Source organism: Microbacterium sp. MAH-37, assembly GCF_009758255.1.
In the GTDB taxonomy this organism is placed as follows: Bacteria; Actinomycetota; Actinomycetes; order Actinomycetales; family Microbacteriaceae; genus Microbacterium.
Window position 1 is genome coordinate 655983 of record NZ_WSEN01000010.1, and the last position, 16210, is coordinate 672192.

Consider the following 16210-nt stretch of genomic DNA (forward strand, 5'->3'; position numbering starts at 1 on the left):
GGCTACAGCCACCCGTTCTTCTTGAAGACCGCGTACAGCCCGAAGCCGAGCACGAGCATCATCCCCAGCGCCATGGGGTAGCCGAACAGCCAGTGCAGCTCCGGCATCCGGTCGAAGTTCATGCCGTAGACACCGGCGACCAGCGTGGGCGCGAACAGGATCGCCGCCCAGCTCGAGATCTTCTTCATCTGCTCGCCCTGGCGGATGCTCTCCTCGGTCATCCGCTGCATCTCCGCGTTCTGCCGGCGGGCGACGATCGTCGACTCGACGGTGAGCGCGTTGTCGAGCACGCTGCGGAACGTGCCCACCCGGTCGGCGATGCGCAGCGTGTGGTCCTGCGCGTCGCGCAGGTAGCGCTGCAGCTCCTCGTCGACCGCGTACTTCTCACCGCCGCGCAGCAGCGCGTCGATCATGCCGGCGAGCGGAGCCGTGGCGCGCTGCACGTCGATCACCTCGCGGGCGAGTTCGTAGATGCGCTGCGTGGCATCCGCATCCTCCACGAACAGCTGTGACTCGATCTCGTCGATGTCGTTCTCGAGGCCCAGCATCACCGGCGTGTACTCGTCGATCACCTCGTCGAGGATGGCGTAGAGCACCGCTTCAGGGCCGAGCGCGAGCAGTGCGGGCTGCGACTCCATGCGGTGTCGCACGCGCCCCAGGTCGGGGGCCTCGGCATGCCGCACGGTGACCACGAAGTCGGGGCCGACGAAGACATGCACCTCGCCGAACTCGACCTCCTCCTCGGCGTCCTTGTAGCGCGCGGGGCGCAGCACCACGAACAGCACCTCGCCGTATCGCTCGATCTTCGGCCGCTGATGCCCGCGCAGCGCGTCCTCGACGGCGAGTTCATGCAGCCCGAACTCATCGGCGACCGCGCGCAGCTCGTCGGCGCCGGGACGGTACAGGCCGATCCAGCCCATCCCGCCGCACTCCCGCATCCGCTCGAACGTCTCGTCGAGGCTGCGCGGATTCTCGGTGCGCACGCCTGCGACGTAGATGCCGTTGTCGACGATGGCCATACGCACCCCTCCCGCTCGGGACGAGCCTAGACCGCGGCCCGGGTCACTGCGCAGGAGGCGCGACGCACGGGACCGCGGATGAGGCGATCTCCGACTTGTACTGCTCAGCGGTGAACGGCAGCGCGAACTCGGGCGCCTTCTGGCCCTCCGCCGCGGGCGCCTTGGAGGCGATCGCGGCCAGCTCCCACGCCAGGTCCCTGGCGATCAGGCTTCCCGAGGTCGAGTTGTTCAGCGTGACGGCGACCGTGAACCCGGTGGCCGGGTCGGAGTAGGCGGCCGTGGCATAGCCGGGCGTCCATCCGTGCTGACCGACCATCGAGCCGACGACGTAGGCGCCGCCGGTGGCCTGGAACCAGGACGGTCCGTCCGCGGCCACCTTCAGCGGGGCGTCGAATCGCTTCTTCTCGGCCTTCTCGCCGCGCAGCCCCTGCGCCGCCTCGGCCTGGATGTACCGTCCGAGGTCCTCGATGGTCGAGGTGACGCCGGAGTCCGTGAATCCGGCGCTCGCCGACATCTTCGTCACGTCGACCGGCGCGGTGCAGTTGTATCCACCCTCCACCGCCGGCAGGAAGCTGCCGGTCAGCGCGGGAGACGGAGTCGGTTCCGCGGCGGTGCCCGAGGGCAGCCTGGTGCTCTGCAGCTCCAGCGGATCCGTCACGTACTGCTTGATCAGCGCGGCCGCGTCCAGGCCCGAGGCGCGCTCCAGAGCGAGGCCGAGCAGCAGGTAACCGGCATCCGAGTCGCGGAAGGTGGTGTGCGGCTCGGTGCGCGCCTCGCCCAGACCGTAGCTGGCGAGCTGCAGCGGCTGCCACTCCCGGCCGGGGGTGTTCAGCCAGTAGCCCTTGGCCGCCGCCTCCGACGAGCCGATCCCCGCAGTGCCGTTGCACAGGTCGAGCAGCGTGACGTCCTTCAGGTCGGCGACGCCCGAGACATACTTCGGCACCGGCGCGTCGAGCTTGATGTCGCCCGCGTCGGCCATGCCGTACAGCACGTCGCAGGTCATCAGCCGTGTGACGTCCGCGACGCGGAACGACATGTCGGTCGTCACCTTCGTCTCGCTGCCGGCGCCCTGCGTGCCGAGCCCTTCGACCCAGGTTCCGCTCCACGGCACCCAGACGCCGACGATCGCGCCGGACGCGCCTGCGGACTTCATCGCCTCCTGCACGGCGGTCTGCAGCTGGTCGGCGGTGTCCTTCGGAAGCTTCGCGTCGACCTGTGCGGGCGGTGTGTAGCTGAACGTGGCCTCGCCTGCGGAGCAACCCGTGAGGATGAGAGCGAGTGCCGCGGCTGCGCCGACGACGGCGCGCAGACGGCGCGACGAACGATGCTGCATGGATGCCTCTCCCGTGACTATGCCCCGATTCTAGGATGCGGATGCTGGGAGCGAGCCTTGCCGGGCCGTACGTCAGCCGCCGATCGCCGACTGCGCGGCCTGCCTCGCCTCCCAGGCCTCGCGCATGAAGCGGGTGACGTCCGGATCGACGCGGATGTCGCTGGGCCGCAGCGGCCGGCTCAGGTAGAGGCCGTCCAGCGAGGTGAGCCGGCTGAGCGCCACATACGTCTGACCGGGGGCGAACGCGCCGGACCCGAGGTCGATGACCGCGCGGTCGTAGGTCTTGCCCTGCGACTTGTGGATCGTCACAGCCCAGGCCAGCCGCAGCGGGAACTGCGTGAACTCCGCCACGACCTCGCGGCTGAGCGTCTTCGTGCCGGGGTTGTAGGCGTAGCGGAACCTCTCCCAGACGGCGGGCTCGACATCGACCTCCTCACCGTCCAGGTCGACGCGCACCGCGCCGCCGAGGATGCGGGTGACCGTGCCGATGGAACCGTTCACCCAGCGCGGCGGCTCGCCCTGCATGGCGGTGTCGTTGCGCAGGAACATGACCTGCGCGCCGACCTTGAGCTTGAGCTCCAGCTCGGCGGGGTAGTTCCCCTCACCGCGGCCGAAGTCGCCGTTGACCTCGGCAGCGGCGGTCTGCTCCCGCCCGGACAGCGCCTGCAGATGCCGTGTGTTGATGCGCGTCACGATGTCGTTACGTGTCGCCAGCGTGATGATCGGCACCTCGCCGGGCTCCGGCTCCGGCGCCGGACGCGCGCCCTGACTGTTGAGGACGCCGGCGATCTCGGCGGTCACCCGGCCGTAGCGCACCGCGTTCAGCATCTGCTTGAACCCGTCGTCGGACTGGCGGTGGATGTGCACCAGCTCGCGCACGTGCAGCTGCGCACCGTGCGCGCCGATGTCGAGCATCCCGCCGGCATCGGCCTCGCCGCCGGTCCACACCTTCGCGTCGAAGAACCAGAACGAGCGGTAGTGGTCCTGGATGTAGCGCAGCTCGTCGCCCCGCGGAGGCACCGGCGCCAGCTGGTACGGGTCGCCGAACATCACCACCTGCACGCCGCCGAACGGCTCGCCGCGGCGGCCCCTCGCCTGTCGGAGCGAGCGGTCGATGGCGTCCATCAGATCGGCGTTGACCATCGAGACCTCATCGATCACGAGGGTCCCGATCGCGTTCAGGATGCGGCGGGTGCCGTCGTTCTGCTCGATGTCGCTGTCGGCGATCAGGCCGATCGGCAGCCGGAACAGCGAATGGATCGTCTGTCCCTCGACATTGAGTGCGGCCACGCCGGTCGGCGCGCAGATGGCGATCTGCTTCTTCGTGTTCCAGGCGAAGTGCTGCAGCAGCGTGGACTTGCCGGTGCCGGCGCGCCCGGTGATGAAGACGTGGTCGGAGGTGTCCTCGATCAGCCGGAACAGCTCGAGCTGTTCCTCGGAGAGCGGCGGCAGAGACACGACCCCATGTTAAGCGCTCGGGCGGCACGCTCGGCTTCATCCCAGCGGCCCGCTCCTAGACTGACGCCATGGTGCAGCCGGAGGGGAGCGCGCCGCGGCGCCCGCGCCTCGGCGTGGATCTGACGATCCTGGCTCTCATCGGCGTCCTCCTGATCGCCGCGCTCGGCGCCGGCGGCGCCGCGCTGTACCAGCAGTTCTACAGCCCGGCCGCATTCGTCGCGCGCTACCTCGACCTGCTGTCCTCCGGGCGGGCGGCGGATGCGCTGCGCGTCTCCGGCGTGGCGGTCGACCGCACCGTGCTCGAGGCCGCCGGAATCGACGGAAACGCGTCCGAGGCTCTGCTGCGCCGCGCAGCGCTCGCACCGCTCACCGATGTCCATCTCGAGACGGAGCAGGACGGCGACGTCTATCACGTCACCGCCGGCTACCAGGCCGCGGGGCACAACGGCACCACCGAGTTCGAGATCGTGCAGGACGGCTGGGTCGGCGTGACCCCGAACTGGCGGTTCGCGAAGAGTCCGCTCGCCGAGATCGAGCTGGTCGTGCGGGGCGCGGACACCTTCGCCGTGAACGGCTTCGAGCTCGACCGGCGGCAGGTGGCGATCGCCGGGACCGAGTCCGCACCCCTCGATCCTGTGCACCTGTTGGTGTTCACACCCGGTGTGTACTCGGTCACGGTCAAGACCCCGATCGCGTCCTCACCGGGCGTCAGCGTGCTCGCCGATGCGCCGCTGACGCACACGCCGGTCGACGTGCAGACCCAGCCGACCAAGAAGTTCCGCGACGTCGTGCAGCAGCGCGTCGAGCAGTTCCTCACCACGTGCACGACGCAGAAGGTGCTGCAGCCCACGGCGTGCCCGTTCGGCCTGGAGGTGCGCAACCGGCTCGCGCCGGACTCGCTGCCGAAGTGGTCGATCACCGCCCAGCCGCAGGTCGCCGTCATCCCGGACGGCGCGAACTGGCGGATCGAGCCGTCCGACGCAGTCGCCCATATCGAGGTCGACATCCAGTCGCTCTTCGACGGTTCGATCGAGCACGTCTCCGAGGACGTGCCGTTCTCGGTGGACGGCACGATCACGATCCTCTCCGACGGCTCGGCATCCATCCGGGTCGGATCGCCGACGGCGCCCGACCTGGACTGAGCCTTCCGCCGGTCCGACGGGCCGACGTCAGCGCCCCGCGCGCTCCCGTTCGGCATCGCGGCGGTCGCGCTCGGCCAGCGCGGCCAGCTTGGCGTTGTACTCCTCGAGCTCCGCATCGCCGGTGCGGTCGGCGTGACGGTCCTGGCGCCGCTGCATCCGCTCGTCCGATCGCGACCACTGGATCGCGACCGTGATCGCGACGATCAGCGTCGGGATCTCGCCGATCGACCAGGCGATGCCGCCACCGACGTACTGATCCTCCAGCGGTGGCGCCCCCCAGGTGCGGCCCATCGAGCCGAACCACTCGGCGACGATCAGCCCGGTCTGCATCATGATCGCGATGCCGAAGAACGCGTGCATCGCCATCACGGCGATCAGCGTGATCAGGCGGCCGGCGTAGGGAAGGCGGTACGGCACCGGATCGATGCCGATCAGCGACATCACGAACAGGTAGCCGGTGAGCAGGAAGTGGATGACCATCCACTCGTGCCCGAGGTGGTCGTACATCGACCACCGCACCAAGTCGGTGAAGTAGAACGCCCACAGCGACAGCACGAACAGTCCCGCGGCGACGAACGGATGCGTGAGCACGCGCGCGTACGGCGAGTGCACCGCCCACATGATCCATTCGCGTCCGCCCCGGGTGCCGTCATCGCGCTTGTGGATCGCGCGCAGCGCGAGCGTGATCGGGGCGCCCGAGACCAGCAGCAGCGGGATCGCCATGCTGAGCAGCATGTGCCCGAGCATGTGCACGCTGAACAGGTAGTCCTGGTAGGCGTTCACCGACCCGCTGGTCACCCAGACCAGCATCAGCATGCCGAGCACCCAGAAGATCGTGCGATGGATCGGCCAGCGATCTCCCCGCTTGCGCAGCCGGTGCACGCCGATCAGGTAGAACACCACCCCGAAGCCGGCGACGACGACCCACAGGATGTCGATGTCCCACGACGTGAGCCAGCGGATCGGCGTCAGCTCCGGCGGCAGCGGAGAGTCGGTCAGCCGCTCGGCCGGCGTGCGGTCGATCGCGGCCTCCTCGCCGACCGGCGGAGGGGTACGGGCCAGTGCCGCCGCCGCGCCGGAGGCCAGGCCGATCAGGGCGAGCTCGCCGAGCAGCAGCATCCAGAACGTGCGCCGCGGGTGCTCCCCCTCGAGATGCGGGATGAGCCGGGTGCGGTACCACGCGCCCAGCAGCCCGAGCGCGCCGAGCAGCAGGACCTTGGTGATCACGATCAGGCCGTAGGGGCTGAGCAGCTCGTCCCAGGTGCCGATCGCGACGACGGCGCGGGCGATGCCCGAGACGGCGACGACGATGTAGGCGGCGAGCGCGATCGACGAGTAGCGCCGCACCAGCGTCGCCAGATCCGACACCCTGCCACGCAGCAGGACGAGCAGCAGGAGACCGCCGATCCAGGCGGCAGCGCCGACGGTGTGCAGCAGGATCGCGTTCACCGCGATGTTGTGCCCGGCGAGATCGCCGGAGTGCCCCTGCGTGGCGTTCGGCAGGAAGGATGCCGCGGCCAGCAGCGCCGTGAAGAAGACGGCGGTCCAGCCGCGCGCGGCGAACGCGATCACGGTCACGGCCGCCCCCATCAGCACCGTGACCAGCCAGGCCTGGCCGAGCGGGAGCTCGATGAGGAAGCGCCCCAGCTGCTCGCCGAACTGCGGGCCGAGGCTGAGCTTGGCGTTGAACGCGGCGAGGAAGGTGAAGAACGCGCCGGCCGCGGACGCGACCGTGAAGATCGCCGCCCCGACGGATGCCGTGTCGACGGCGAGCTCGAAGTTCTTCGTGCCGGACTTCAGCGCGAACAGGGCGAGCACCAGCGGCCCCAGCATCGCCGCTGCGGCGAGGTTGCCGAGCATCTTCGTGGCGGGCAGCGCCCAGCGCACGACCGCACCCGGATCAGCGAAGACCAGTTCCGCCGCACCCCCGCCGTACACCAGCGCGACCACCAGCGCCGCCGCCGAGGCGAGGACGAGGGTCGCGATGCCCGCGAGGCGGTAGGAGTTCACCCCTCAAGCCTAAGCGGGGCAAGGGGTCCCTTCCGCCGTCCGGCCAGCCGGGACGCACGAAGGCCGTCGCCCCGGACGGGGCGACGGCCTTCGAAGCAGCGGTCTTACTTGACGGCGGCCTTGAGCTTCGAGCCGGCGGTCACCTTGACGCGCTTGCCGGCCGGGATCTTGATCTCGGCGCCGGTCTGCGGGTTGCGGCCGGTGCGAGCAGCAGTGGCGACCTGCTCGAACGAGATCCAGCCCGGGATCGAGACCTTGCTGCCCTTGGCGACGGCGTCCGAAACGGAAGCGAACAGCGCGTCGAGGACACCGGAAACGGTGGCCTGGCTCTGGCCCGTGGCGGAAGCGATGCCCGCGACGAGCTCGGTCTTGGTGATGGACTTGTCAGCCATGTCATCCTCCAGCGACGAGATCCGTCGCATTCGTTGTGATGCGGAAGGCGGCTGCCCCCCGGTTGGTCGGTACGACCGTGACGACAGTATCAACGGATGCTTGGATTTCCGCGTCATTTCGCGGGTTTCGGCCGATTTCGGCGGCGTGTCGCGTCACATCTGTCACACCAGTCACAGGATGCCGCCCTTCACGGGACGATCCGGGTACGATCCGCGTGATTCCGCGGGAGTGTGCGAGCTGACGGAATCCCGATCAGTCCGAGGCCCCCGATGCGCTCTCGTCAGACCCCCGGAACGAGGCGACCGCAGCACGGGCGGTGCGCTCGAAGGCCGGAGCGACGCGATCCTCGCCGTCGAGGTAACCGCCGACGAGTGCGGCGTCGCGGAGCAGCACGAGTGACGCGGCGGCGTCGGCCGGATGGGCGAGACCGGCGCCGGCGGCCACCTCCTGGAGCGTGGACCGGAACCACTCCCGGTGCTCGGCGATCAGCTGCCGCACGGCCCCCGTCTCGTCGGGGTACTCGGCGGCGGCGTTGATGAACGGGCAGCCGCGGGTGTGCCGGAGACGGATGTCGGCGGCGATGCCGTCGATGACGGCGCCCAGCAACAGCGACGGATCGTTCACGGCGGCGCCGGCATCCGCGAACATCCCTCGGAGGATCTCGTCCTCGTTCCTCAGATAGGCGAGCACGAGATTCTCCTTGCCGCCGAACTGCTTGTAGAGCGTCGCCCGTGTCACCTCCGCGTCGGCGATGATGCGGTCCACGCCGACGGAGTGGATCCCCTCCTCATAGAAGAGGCGGGTCGCAGTGTCGATGAGGCGGGCGCGGGCAGGGCTCGGGCGCTTCGGAGTGTTGGTGTCCATGATGTTCCTCCTCATCGTGGCATCCGAACGACGGCAGCCGGTCGTCGATTCCTCGATTCCCGGGAATACATTGCGGTAGATAGAACGTTCGGTCTACTATCAGCATACGCCACCCCGCACCGCGGGGCCGATTCAAGGAGAAGAAGAGATGACCACCACTGAGAAGACCCCCATCGTCCTGATCCACGGACTCTGGATGACCCCGAAGAGCTGGGACACCTGGGCAGAGCGCTTCCGCGCCCAGGGCCACGAGGTGATCGTCCCCGGCTGGCCCGGCATCGACGACCGCACCGTCGCCGACATCCGCCGCGACTCGTCCGCGCTGAAGGGCATCGGGCTGAAGCAGATCGTCGACCACTACGAGCGGATCATCCGGACCCTGCCCGTGAAGCCGATCATCATGGGCCACTCATTCGGCGGGGTCATCACCCAGATGCTCGCCGACCGCGGACTGGGCGCCGCCTATGTCGGCGTCGCACCCGGCCAGACCGCGGGCATCACCACACTGCCGCTCTCCACCCTCTGGACGGGCGCACCGATCCTCTCCAAGCCGTTCGGCGTCAACGGGGCCAAGCCGCTCTCGAAGCGCCACTTCCACTTCACCTTCGGCAACGACCTCAGCCGCGAGGCATCCGACGCCCTCTGGGAGGAGTACGCCGTGAACTCGTACAACCGGGTGTTCTTCGAGGGCGTGAGCTCAGTGCTGAACGAGAAGGGCGGCGTCACGCACATCGACTACGGCCGCGCAGACCGCGCTCCGCTGCTCGTCATCACCGGCGAGATCGACCACGTCGTGCCGCCGGCCATCGGCAGGGCGATCGTGAAGAAGTATCACTCCACCGGCAGCCCCTCGGTCGTCGAGTATCGCGAGTACGCCGGTCGCACTCACCGCCTGGTCAGCCAGGAGGGCTGGGAGGAGATCGCCGACGAGGCCCTCTCCTGGGCGGTGGCGCACAAGACCGCCCACGTCGCGTGATCGGGGGATGCGAAAGGGGCGAGGATCCGAAGATCCTCGCCCCTTTCTGCGTCCTTCGTCAGGCTCAGGAACCGTGCTTACCAGCTCGACTTGGTCACGCCGGGCAGCTCGCCACGGTGTGCCATGTCACGGAAGCGGACACGCGAGATGCCGAACTTCGTGAGGACACCGCGGGGACGGCCGTCGATGACGTCGCGCGAGCGCACGCGCACCGGCGAGGCGTTGCGCGGCAGCTTCTGCAGGCCGACGCGGGCGGCCTCACGCTGCTCGTCGGTGGAGTTCGGCGAGACGAGCGCCTTCTTCAGCTCGGCACGACGCTCGGCGTACCGATCGACGATGACCTTGCGCTGCTCGTTCTTGGCGATCTTGCTCTTCTTAGCCATGGATCAACGCTCCTCTCGGAATTCGACGTGCTTGCGGACCACCGGGTCGTACTTCTTCAGCACGAGGCGGTCGGGCGTGTTGCGACGGTTCTTCTTGGTCACGTAGGTGTAACCGGTGCCCGCCGTCGAGCGGAGCTTGATGATCGGACGGACGTCCTGTGCCTTCTTGGCCATTAGAGCTTCACACCCTTCGCCTGGAGGTCCGCGACGACCTTGTCGATGCCGCGGGCGTCGATCACCTTGATGCCCTTGGCGGACACGTTCAGCGTGACCTTACGGCCGAGCGACGGAACAAAGTAGGTCTTCTTCTGCACGTTCGGGTCGAAGCGGCGCTTCGTCCGGCGGTGCGAGTGCGAGACGTTGTGACCGAAGCCGGGAACAGCACCGGTCACCTGGCACACTGCTGCCATGTTGTGACTCCTTCTATACCGTGAGGCCGGACGGCCCCACCCAAGATCCCTTGTCTGCATGCCTGCCCCCTCGACGAGCTCGGGGACCCACAGCACACGAACTGCACGCCAGGAGAGCGCGCAGACAAAGAGCAATCCTAGCACGGACCGGATCACTTCTCGGAACCGGCCACCATGCCCTTGATGAAGTAGCGCTGCAGCACCAGGTAGACCACCAGCACCGGGAGCACCGAGATGAGGGATGCCGCGGCCGCAGCCCCCAGGTCGCTCGAGGACGTCGCGAAGAACGAGCCGATCGAGGGCGCGATCGTGCGCATCTCCGGACTGCGCATCAGGAACACACTCAGCGCGTACTCGTTCCACACCGCGACGCTGGTGAGGATGACCACCGTCGCGGTCACCGGCTTCAGCATCGGAAAGACGATGCGGAACAGCACCTGCACGGCGTTGGCACCGTCGACCGACGCCGCCTCCTCGATCGAGATCGGCAGCCCGCGCATGAACGCCGTGTAGAGGAAGATCGCCAGCGGCAGCTGCAGGGCGGTCATCACCAGGATCGTGCCCCAATAGGTGTTGATGCCCTTCATCTGCACGAGCATCGAGTACAGCGGCACGAGGATCGACAGCGGCGGCACCATGATCAGGCCGACGACGCCGGCGAGCACCAGCCGGTTGCCGACGGTCGCGCGGCGCGCGAGCGGATACGCGGCGAGTGCGCCGATCACGCACACCAGCACCGTGGACACCACGGTGACGAGGGCGCTGTTGCCGATCGCGCGCAGGATGTGCCCCTGCTGCACGGCGGTGCTGAAGTTCTGCAGATACCAGTCGCCGAACGGGAACAGCCACTGCGACGACAGGTCGCTCTTCGCCTTCAGCGATGTGGTGACGGTGATGTAGAACGGCAGCAGCTGCAGCAGCACGGCCAGGAGCAGGCCGAGCCCGATCGCGAGCTTCGCACCCCAGGACAGCCGCCGGTTCACAGCTGCTCCAGTCGCCGACGGTTCAGCACGGTGTTCAGCACCAGGGTGAACACCGCGATGATCACGAACAGGGCGACGCCCATCGCCGAGGCGTACCCGGCGCTCTGGTTGTCGAAGTACATCTTCGCGATCAGCGTCGACACCGAGTTGGTGGAGTATCCGGGCCCGCCGCCGGTGAGCACCATGATCACGTCGAACAGCTTCAATCCGCCGATGAGGTTCAGCACGATGCTGGTCGCGAAGGCCGGCTGCAGCATGGGCACGGTGACGTGCCGGAACGCCTGCCAGGCGGATGCCCCGTCGAGCGTGGCCGCCTCGAAGTACATGGTGGGGATGGACTGGAGTCCTGCCAGGTAGATCACCATGGAGATGCCGACGAACTGCAGCGAGTTGACGACGACGACGAGCAGCACGGCCCGGCCGGGATCGGCCAGCCAGGCCGTGCGCTCCCCTCCCAGCGCGATGACGAGGTCGTTCAACCCTCCCGAGTTGTACGAGAAGAACAGGTAGTACATGGTGCCCATGACCACGGGTGAGACCAGCACGGGCAGGTAGATGATCGCCCGAGCCACGTTGCGACCGCGGATGGCCCGGTCCAGCGCGAGCGCCAGCCCGAGACCGATGATCTGCTGCAGGATCGTCGACCCGACGCCGTAGATCACGGTGTTCCACAGCGCGGTGCGGAAGTTCTCGTCCTCGAACAGCCGCAGGTAGTTCGCCGCACCCACGAACGAGCGGTCGGGCGTGTAGCCGTCCCAGTCGGTGAGCGACAGGATGACGCCGTTGACGAGGGGCCACAGCATGAAGACGCCGAGCACCGCGACGGCGGGCAGATACAGCAGGTTCAGGCCGCGCCCCGCGAAGCGGGGAGTCCCCCCGGCTCCCCGCTTGCGTCTACGCACCGTCAGTGAGGCGGTGGCAGTCATCACTTCTGCAGCGAGTCGTAACTCGACTTCATCTGCTTGGTGGCATCCTCCGGTGACATCTGGCCGGTGATCACACCGTCCGTCGTGGTGACCATGGTGTCCCAGATGCCGTTAGGCAGGTACACCCGGTCGAAGTAGGGCATCAGCGGGTAGTCGCCGGGCTTGACGAACGTCTCGTAGCTCTCGGTCAGGATGCCGAGGTCGCTGGTCGCGTTGGTCAGCCCGGGGATGCCGCCGATCGAGCTGGCGAGCTTGGACTCGTTCTCGGGCTCGGCCAGGAAGGCGATGTAGTCCAGCGCCTCCTGCTTGTGCGCGCCGTCCTTGGCGACGCCGTAGGCACGGCCCTCGCCGCCGACCAGGAAGGGCTTGCCGTCCTTGGAAGGGATGGGCATGTAGCCGATGTTCGCATCGGGGTTGAACCCGAGCGCGGTCGCCGCGAGGTAGTTCTGCACGAAGACGAAGCCGGTCTTGCCCTCGGCCAGAGCGCGCCCGAGATCGTCGGTGGTGGCCGCGGAGTAGTCGGGGTTGAAGTAGCCCGCCTTCTGCCAGGTGGCCACATTGTCGAGGATCTCTGTGTAGCCGGCCTCATCGAAGGTTCCGTCCTTGAAGCCCTCGAACTGCTTCTCGGTGAAGTCGCCCGAGCCGATGAAGTCGGTGATGTTCCCGGCGAACCAGCTGTCCTTGCCCGAGGACGAGATCGGGATGATCCCGGCATCCTTCAGCGTCTTCAGTGCGGCGTCGAAGTCGTCCCAGCTCTTCACGGACGCCGGGTCGATGCCGTTCGCCTCCAGCACGTCGCGGTTGTACATGATCCCGGCGACGTCGGTGTCGATCGGCAGCGCGAAGAACTGGCCCTTGTCGTTCTCCATCGCGGGTGCGAGCGCCTCGTTGAAGTTCTTCGCCCACGGCTGCGTGTCGAGCGGCTCGAGGAACTGGCTGTAGCGCAGCAGCGACCAGCCGTGAGTGGCCCAGATGTCGGGCACGTCGCCGGAGGCGAGGCGCACCTTCATGTCGGCCTCGTAGCTGTCGGTCGACGGCACCAGTTCGATCTTCACGTCAGGATGGTCGGCCTCGTACTTCTCCGTGATCTCGGTCAGCACCTTGAGAGACGGGTCGGTCGCGCCGAAGTTGGTCTGCATCTCGAGCTTGGCGGAACCGCCGGAGTCGCCCGATCCGCCGTCACCGGAGCATCCGGTGAGCGCAAGGGCGATGGCGGCGAGAGCCGCGACGCCCGCAAGGGTGGACTTCATCGTTCTTCCTCACTTGTCGGATGCCGGTCAGGTTACCCGCGTAGACGGCGAAAGCGCAAGAGGTAGGAAATGTTCGTTATTCCGCGCCATGGTGGGAATTCTGTGCTGTTGACACGCGTAGACAGGCGGTGTCAGAATTCGACTCATGTCGTTCTCTCTGGGCATCGTCGGTGCTGGCCAGTTCTCAGGCCAGTTCGCCACGCTCTTCCATCACCACCCCGATGTCTCAGCCGTGTACGTCACCGACCTGCTCGCCGAGCGCGCGGACGAGCTCGTGCGCACTGCCGGGTTCGCCGGCGCCTTCGCCGACTTCGACGAGATGCTGGCCTCGCCGGTCGATGCCGTGGCGATCTTCACGCAGCGCTGGACGCACGGCCCTCTGGTGGTCAAGGCGCTGCGCGCCGGCAAGCACGTGTACTCCGCCGTGCCGATGGCGATCTCGGCAGAGGAGATCGCAGAGATCATCGACACCGTGCGCGAGACCGGCCTCACCTACATGATGGGCGAGACCAGCTACTACAACCCGGCGACGGTGTTCGCCCGCAAGAAGCTCGCGTCCGGCGAGTTCGGCCGCCTGTTCTACGGCGAGGGCGACTACGTGCACGACATGGACCTCGGGTTCTACGAGGCCTACCAGTACTCCGGCGGCGAGAACTGGAAGGCCACCGCCAGTTACCCCCCGCTGCTGTACCCCACCCACTCGATCGGCGGGGTGCTCGGCGCGTGGCCCACGTACGCCACCGCCGTCTCTGCGGTCGGCGTCGTGGACGATCGAGGCGACGGGGTGTTCGATCGGGCGGTGAGCCAGTTCGACAACGACTTCTCCAACGCCACTGCGCTGTTCGAGCTCGCGGCGGGCGGCTCCATGCGCATCAACGAGTTCCGGCGGGTGGGGTATCCGTCGCACCTGCGCGAGTCGCGGTTCCGCTGGTTCGGCACCGGGGGCTCCTTCGAGCAGCTCGCGCTGACCACGGTGTGGCAGACCAGGGAGGGCGTGGAGGACATCTCCGCGCAGATCGACACCCACGCATCCCTCTCCCCCGACGACCCGTCGCTCGCGCACGTCGCGCCGGCGCTGCGCGACGCCTTCGTCTCGGGCTACGCCGCCGTGCACGACCGGGAGCGCATCCCCGCCGAGATCCGCTCGCTGCACAACGGTCACGAGGGCAGCCATCACTTCCTCGTGGACGACTTCGTCCGCGCGGTCGTGGACGGCACGCTGCCGCCGGTGAATGCCTGGCAGGCCGCGCGATTCACCCTGCCCGGCGTGATCGCGCACGAGTCGGCGCGCCGTGGCGGCGAGCGCCTGGTCATCCCCGACCTGGGCGACGCTCCGGGAAGTCCTCATGTCTGATGAGCACACTCGTCGAGCGCGCACGGTGACGCGCGCGGACGTCGCGCGCTACGCCGGCGTCAGCACCGCCGTCGTCAGCTACGTGCTCAACGACGGGCCGAAGCCGGTGGCGCCGCTCACCAGGGAGCGCGTGCTCGACGCGGTGAAGGTGCTCGGCTACCGGCCGAACGCCGCTGCCCGCGCCCTGTCGAAGGGCTCGTCCGACATGTTCGGCATGCTCGTGGTCGACAGCCGCAACCCGTTCTTCGCGCAGCTGTGCCACGCGCTCGGCGAGGCCGCTGTGCAGCAGGGGCGGTCTCTGCTGATCGTGAACACCGACCGTGAGCACACCACGGCCGCGGACCAGATCCACGATCTCACCGCACGACAGATCGGCGGACTGATCATCGCCGATCTGCTGACCGCCGCCGAGCAGGTGCTGGTCGAGAACCTCGGCATCCCGGTGGTGCTGATCAACCAGTACGTGGGCGCCGCCGGCGTCCCCGCACTCGGCGCGGACTTCCGCGCCGGTGCACGACAAGCGGTGGAGCACCTCGTGTGGCACGGCTACCGCAGCATCGCGTTCATCGGGAGCGCGAGCATCTTCGACGACCGTGAGCGCGGCTGGGGAGACGCGCTCACGGCGGCCGGTCTTCCGCTGGGGGCCAGGATCCACGCGCCGTTCTCCTATGAGGGCGGTTATCAGGCGGGGATCGAACTGGCGGATGCCGCGGAGCGGCCACGCGCCGCCTTCGCGGCATCCGACCAGGTCGCGGTGGGACTCATGGCCGCGCTGCACGCCCGCGGTCTGCGCGTGCCGGAGGATGTCGCCGTCGTCAGTTTCGACGGCACCGACGCGGCCGAGTACGCCTGGCCGCCGCTGACCACGACCGCGCAGCCGCTGGCCGAGATGGCTCAGGAGGCGATCCGGCTCCTGCAGGCGGGCGACGCGGAGCCCGGCTACCGCGCGTTCCCGACCTCGCTCGTCGTGCGCCGCTCCTGCGGCTGCGAGTAGACCGGTCACCCGGACATTCCCCGGTCAGGTCTGGGGAAGGGTGGACTGCACCTCGGCCGCGCCGCGGCCCCACCGGAACGGCGAGACGGTGCGGTCACCGGGGACCCAGAAGCGCCACGGGTAGGCATCCGTCCCGGCGAGACCCGCGACGCCGACGCGCGGTCCCGCCGCGATCTCGGCGAGCGGCTCGCCGAGCAGCAGCGCGGCGGTCGCGCCGTTCTGCGGGATGCCGGTGATGGCGTCGATCCCGTCGTGCAGTGCGTGCCGCAGGCCCACGACCTGGCCGAGGCGGCCTGGTCCGCGGGCCAAGTCGCGGCCGGCGCGGCCGGCGCGGCCGGCGCGACCGGAGCGAGCGGATGCGACATCGGCCCCGCCGATGATCTCACCGGCGCGCAGCAGGACACCGCCCGCCTCGCCTTCGGGCCCGCAGACGACGTTGACGCAGGAGTGGATGCCGTGACTGAGGTACACGTACAGGTGACCCGGCTCGCCCCACATCGTGGCGTTGCGCGCGGTGGGGCCCATCCGGGCGTGCGAACCGGGATCGGGGAGCGGTCCGGTGCCCTTGCCGTGGTACGCCTCGACCTCGGTGATCCGCAGACGCACCTCGGCGCCGTCCACGACCGTGGCAAGTTCAGCACCGAGCAGCTTCGGCGCCACATCGACCGGGAGGCCGACGAGGTCGGCGCGCGTTGCCGGGCGCACGATACCCATG

The 16210-nt window shown here is 68.5% G+C and carries 17 protein-coding genes; 4 read left to right on the plus strand and 13 right to left on the minus strand.

Going from position 1 to position 16210, the window contains the following annotated elements:
• Window positions 1-2: 2 nt before the first annotated feature.
• The 3 genes from corA to GON06_RS17300 form a co-directional block, all read right to left on the minus strand.
• Entirely contained in the window at window positions 3-1019 is a 1017-nt protein-coding gene (corA, locus tag GON06_RS17290; RefSeq protein WP_157313536.1) for a magnesium/cobalt transporter CorA, read from the minus strand.
• A 43-nt stretch (window positions 1020-1062) separates the two neighbouring features.
• Complete coding sequence (locus GON06_RS17295) at window positions 1063-2352, minus strand: serine hydrolase domain-containing protein (protein ID WP_157313537.1); 1290 nt, start codon at window positions 2350-2352, stop codon at window positions 1063-1065.
• A gap of 72 nt (window positions 2353-2424) precedes the next feature.
• Entirely contained in the window at window positions 2425-3810 is a 1386-nt protein-coding gene (locus GON06_RS17300) for an ATP-dependent DNA helicase (RefSeq protein ID WP_332837675.1), read from the minus strand.
• A 68-nt stretch (window positions 3811-3878) separates the two neighbouring features.
• Here GON06_RS17300 and GON06_RS17305 point away from each other — a divergent pair, with 68 nt between their 5' ends.
• Window positions 3879-4952 (plus strand): hypothetical protein, encoded by a 1074-nt coding sequence (locus tag GON06_RS17305; RefSeq protein WP_157313538.1) that lies wholly within the window; start codon window positions 3879-3881, stop codon window positions 4950-4952.
• A gap of 27 nt (window positions 4953-4979) precedes the next feature.
• Here GON06_RS17305 and GON06_RS17310 read toward each other — a convergent pair whose 3' ends face one another.
• From GON06_RS17310 to GON06_RS17320, 3 genes are all read right to left on the minus strand, one after another.
• Window positions 4980-6962 (minus strand): cytochrome c oxidase assembly protein, encoded by a 1983-nt coding sequence (locus tag GON06_RS17310; RefSeq protein ID WP_332837676.1) that lies wholly within the window; start codon window positions 6960-6962, stop codon window positions 4980-4982.
• A 104-nt stretch (window positions 6963-7066) separates the two neighbouring features.
• Window positions 7067-7354 carry an HU family DNA-binding protein gene (locus GON06_RS17315; protein ID WP_116243598.1) on the minus strand — a complete coding sequence of 96 codons (288 nt, stop codon included), beginning with the start codon at window positions 7352-7354 and terminating at the stop codon, window positions 7067-7069.
• Between the two features lie 253 nt (window positions 7355-7607).
• Window positions 7608-8219, minus strand: coding sequence for a TetR/AcrR family transcriptional regulator (locus GON06_RS17320; protein ID WP_157313539.1), 612 nt, complete (start codon window positions 8217-8219; stop codon window positions 7608-7610).
• A gap of 148 nt (window positions 8220-8367) precedes the next feature.
• Here GON06_RS17320 and GON06_RS17325 point away from each other — a divergent pair, with 148 nt between their 5' ends.
• The gene (locus GON06_RS17325) at window positions 8368-9195 is read left to right on the plus strand and encodes an alpha/beta hydrolase (RefSeq protein WP_157313540.1); all 828 of its coding nucleotides are present in this window, start codon (window positions 8368-8370) and stop codon (window positions 9193-9195) included.
• Window positions 9196-9272: 77 nt separating this feature from the next.
• On the opposite strand, the gene rpsN is transcribed toward GON06_RS17325, so the two are convergent.
• From rpsN to GON06_RS17355, 6 genes are all read right to left on the minus strand, one after another.
• On the minus strand, window positions 9273-9578 hold the full coding sequence (gene rpsN, locus GON06_RS17330) for a 30S ribosomal protein S14 (protein WP_116243600.1): 306 nt from the start codon (window positions 9576-9578) through the stop codon (window positions 9273-9275).
• 3 nt (window positions 9579-9581) lie between these two features.
• Window positions 9582-9752, minus strand: a complete 171-nt coding sequence (rpmG, locus tag GON06_RS17335; protein ID WP_046014935.1) for a 50S ribosomal protein L33 — start codon at window positions 9750-9752, stop codon at window positions 9582-9584.
• A complete protein-coding gene (rpmB, locus tag GON06_RS17340) occupies window positions 9752-9988 on the minus strand; it encodes a 50S ribosomal protein L28 (RefSeq protein ID WP_116243601.1) in 237 nt (78 codons plus the stop codon). Before rpmB ends, rpmG begins: the two co-directional genes overlap by 1 nt.
• Window positions 9989-10140: 152 nt before the next feature.
• Complete coding sequence (locus GON06_RS18860; RefSeq protein WP_198346747.1) at window positions 10141-10971, minus strand: carbohydrate ABC transporter permease; 831 nt, start codon at window positions 10969-10971, stop codon at window positions 10141-10143.
• Window positions 10968-11897, minus strand: coding sequence for a carbohydrate ABC transporter permease (locus GON06_RS17350; RefSeq protein ID WP_157313541.1), 930 nt, complete (start codon window positions 11895-11897; stop codon window positions 10968-10970). The genes GON06_RS18860 and GON06_RS17350 overlap by 4 nt, the downstream gene beginning before the upstream one ends.
• The gene (locus GON06_RS17355) at window positions 11897-13147 is read right to left on the minus strand and encodes an ABC transporter substrate-binding protein (RefSeq protein ID WP_157313542.1); all 1251 of its coding nucleotides are present in this window, start codon (window positions 13145-13147) and stop codon (window positions 11897-11899) included. The genes GON06_RS17350 and GON06_RS17355 overlap by 1 nt, the downstream gene beginning before the upstream one ends.
• Window positions 13148-13292: 145 nt before the next feature.
• Here GON06_RS17355 and GON06_RS17360 point away from each other — a divergent pair, with 145 nt between their 5' ends.
• Both GON06_RS17360 and GON06_RS17365 read left to right on the plus strand, forming a co-directional pair.
• Window positions 13293-14501 carry a Gfo/Idh/MocA family protein gene (locus tag GON06_RS17360; protein ID WP_157313543.1) on the plus strand — a complete coding sequence of 403 codons (1209 nt, stop codon included), beginning with the start codon at window positions 13293-13295 and terminating at the stop codon, window positions 14499-14501.
• Complete coding sequence (locus GON06_RS17365) at window positions 14494-15495, plus strand: LacI family DNA-binding transcriptional regulator (RefSeq protein WP_157313544.1); 1002 nt, start codon at window positions 14494-14496, stop codon at window positions 15493-15495. The genes GON06_RS17360 and GON06_RS17365 overlap by 8 nt, the downstream gene beginning before the upstream one ends.
• Before the next feature lie 24 nt (window positions 15496-15519).
• Here the strand turns inward: GON06_RS17365 and GON06_RS17370 are convergent, their stop codons facing one another.
• The gene (locus tag GON06_RS17370; RefSeq protein ID WP_157313545.1) at window positions 15520-16209 is read right to left on the minus strand and encodes a DNA-3-methyladenine glycosylase; all 690 of its coding nucleotides are present in this window, start codon (window positions 16207-16209) and stop codon (window positions 15520-15522) included.
• Window position 16210: the final 1 nt, after the last annotated feature.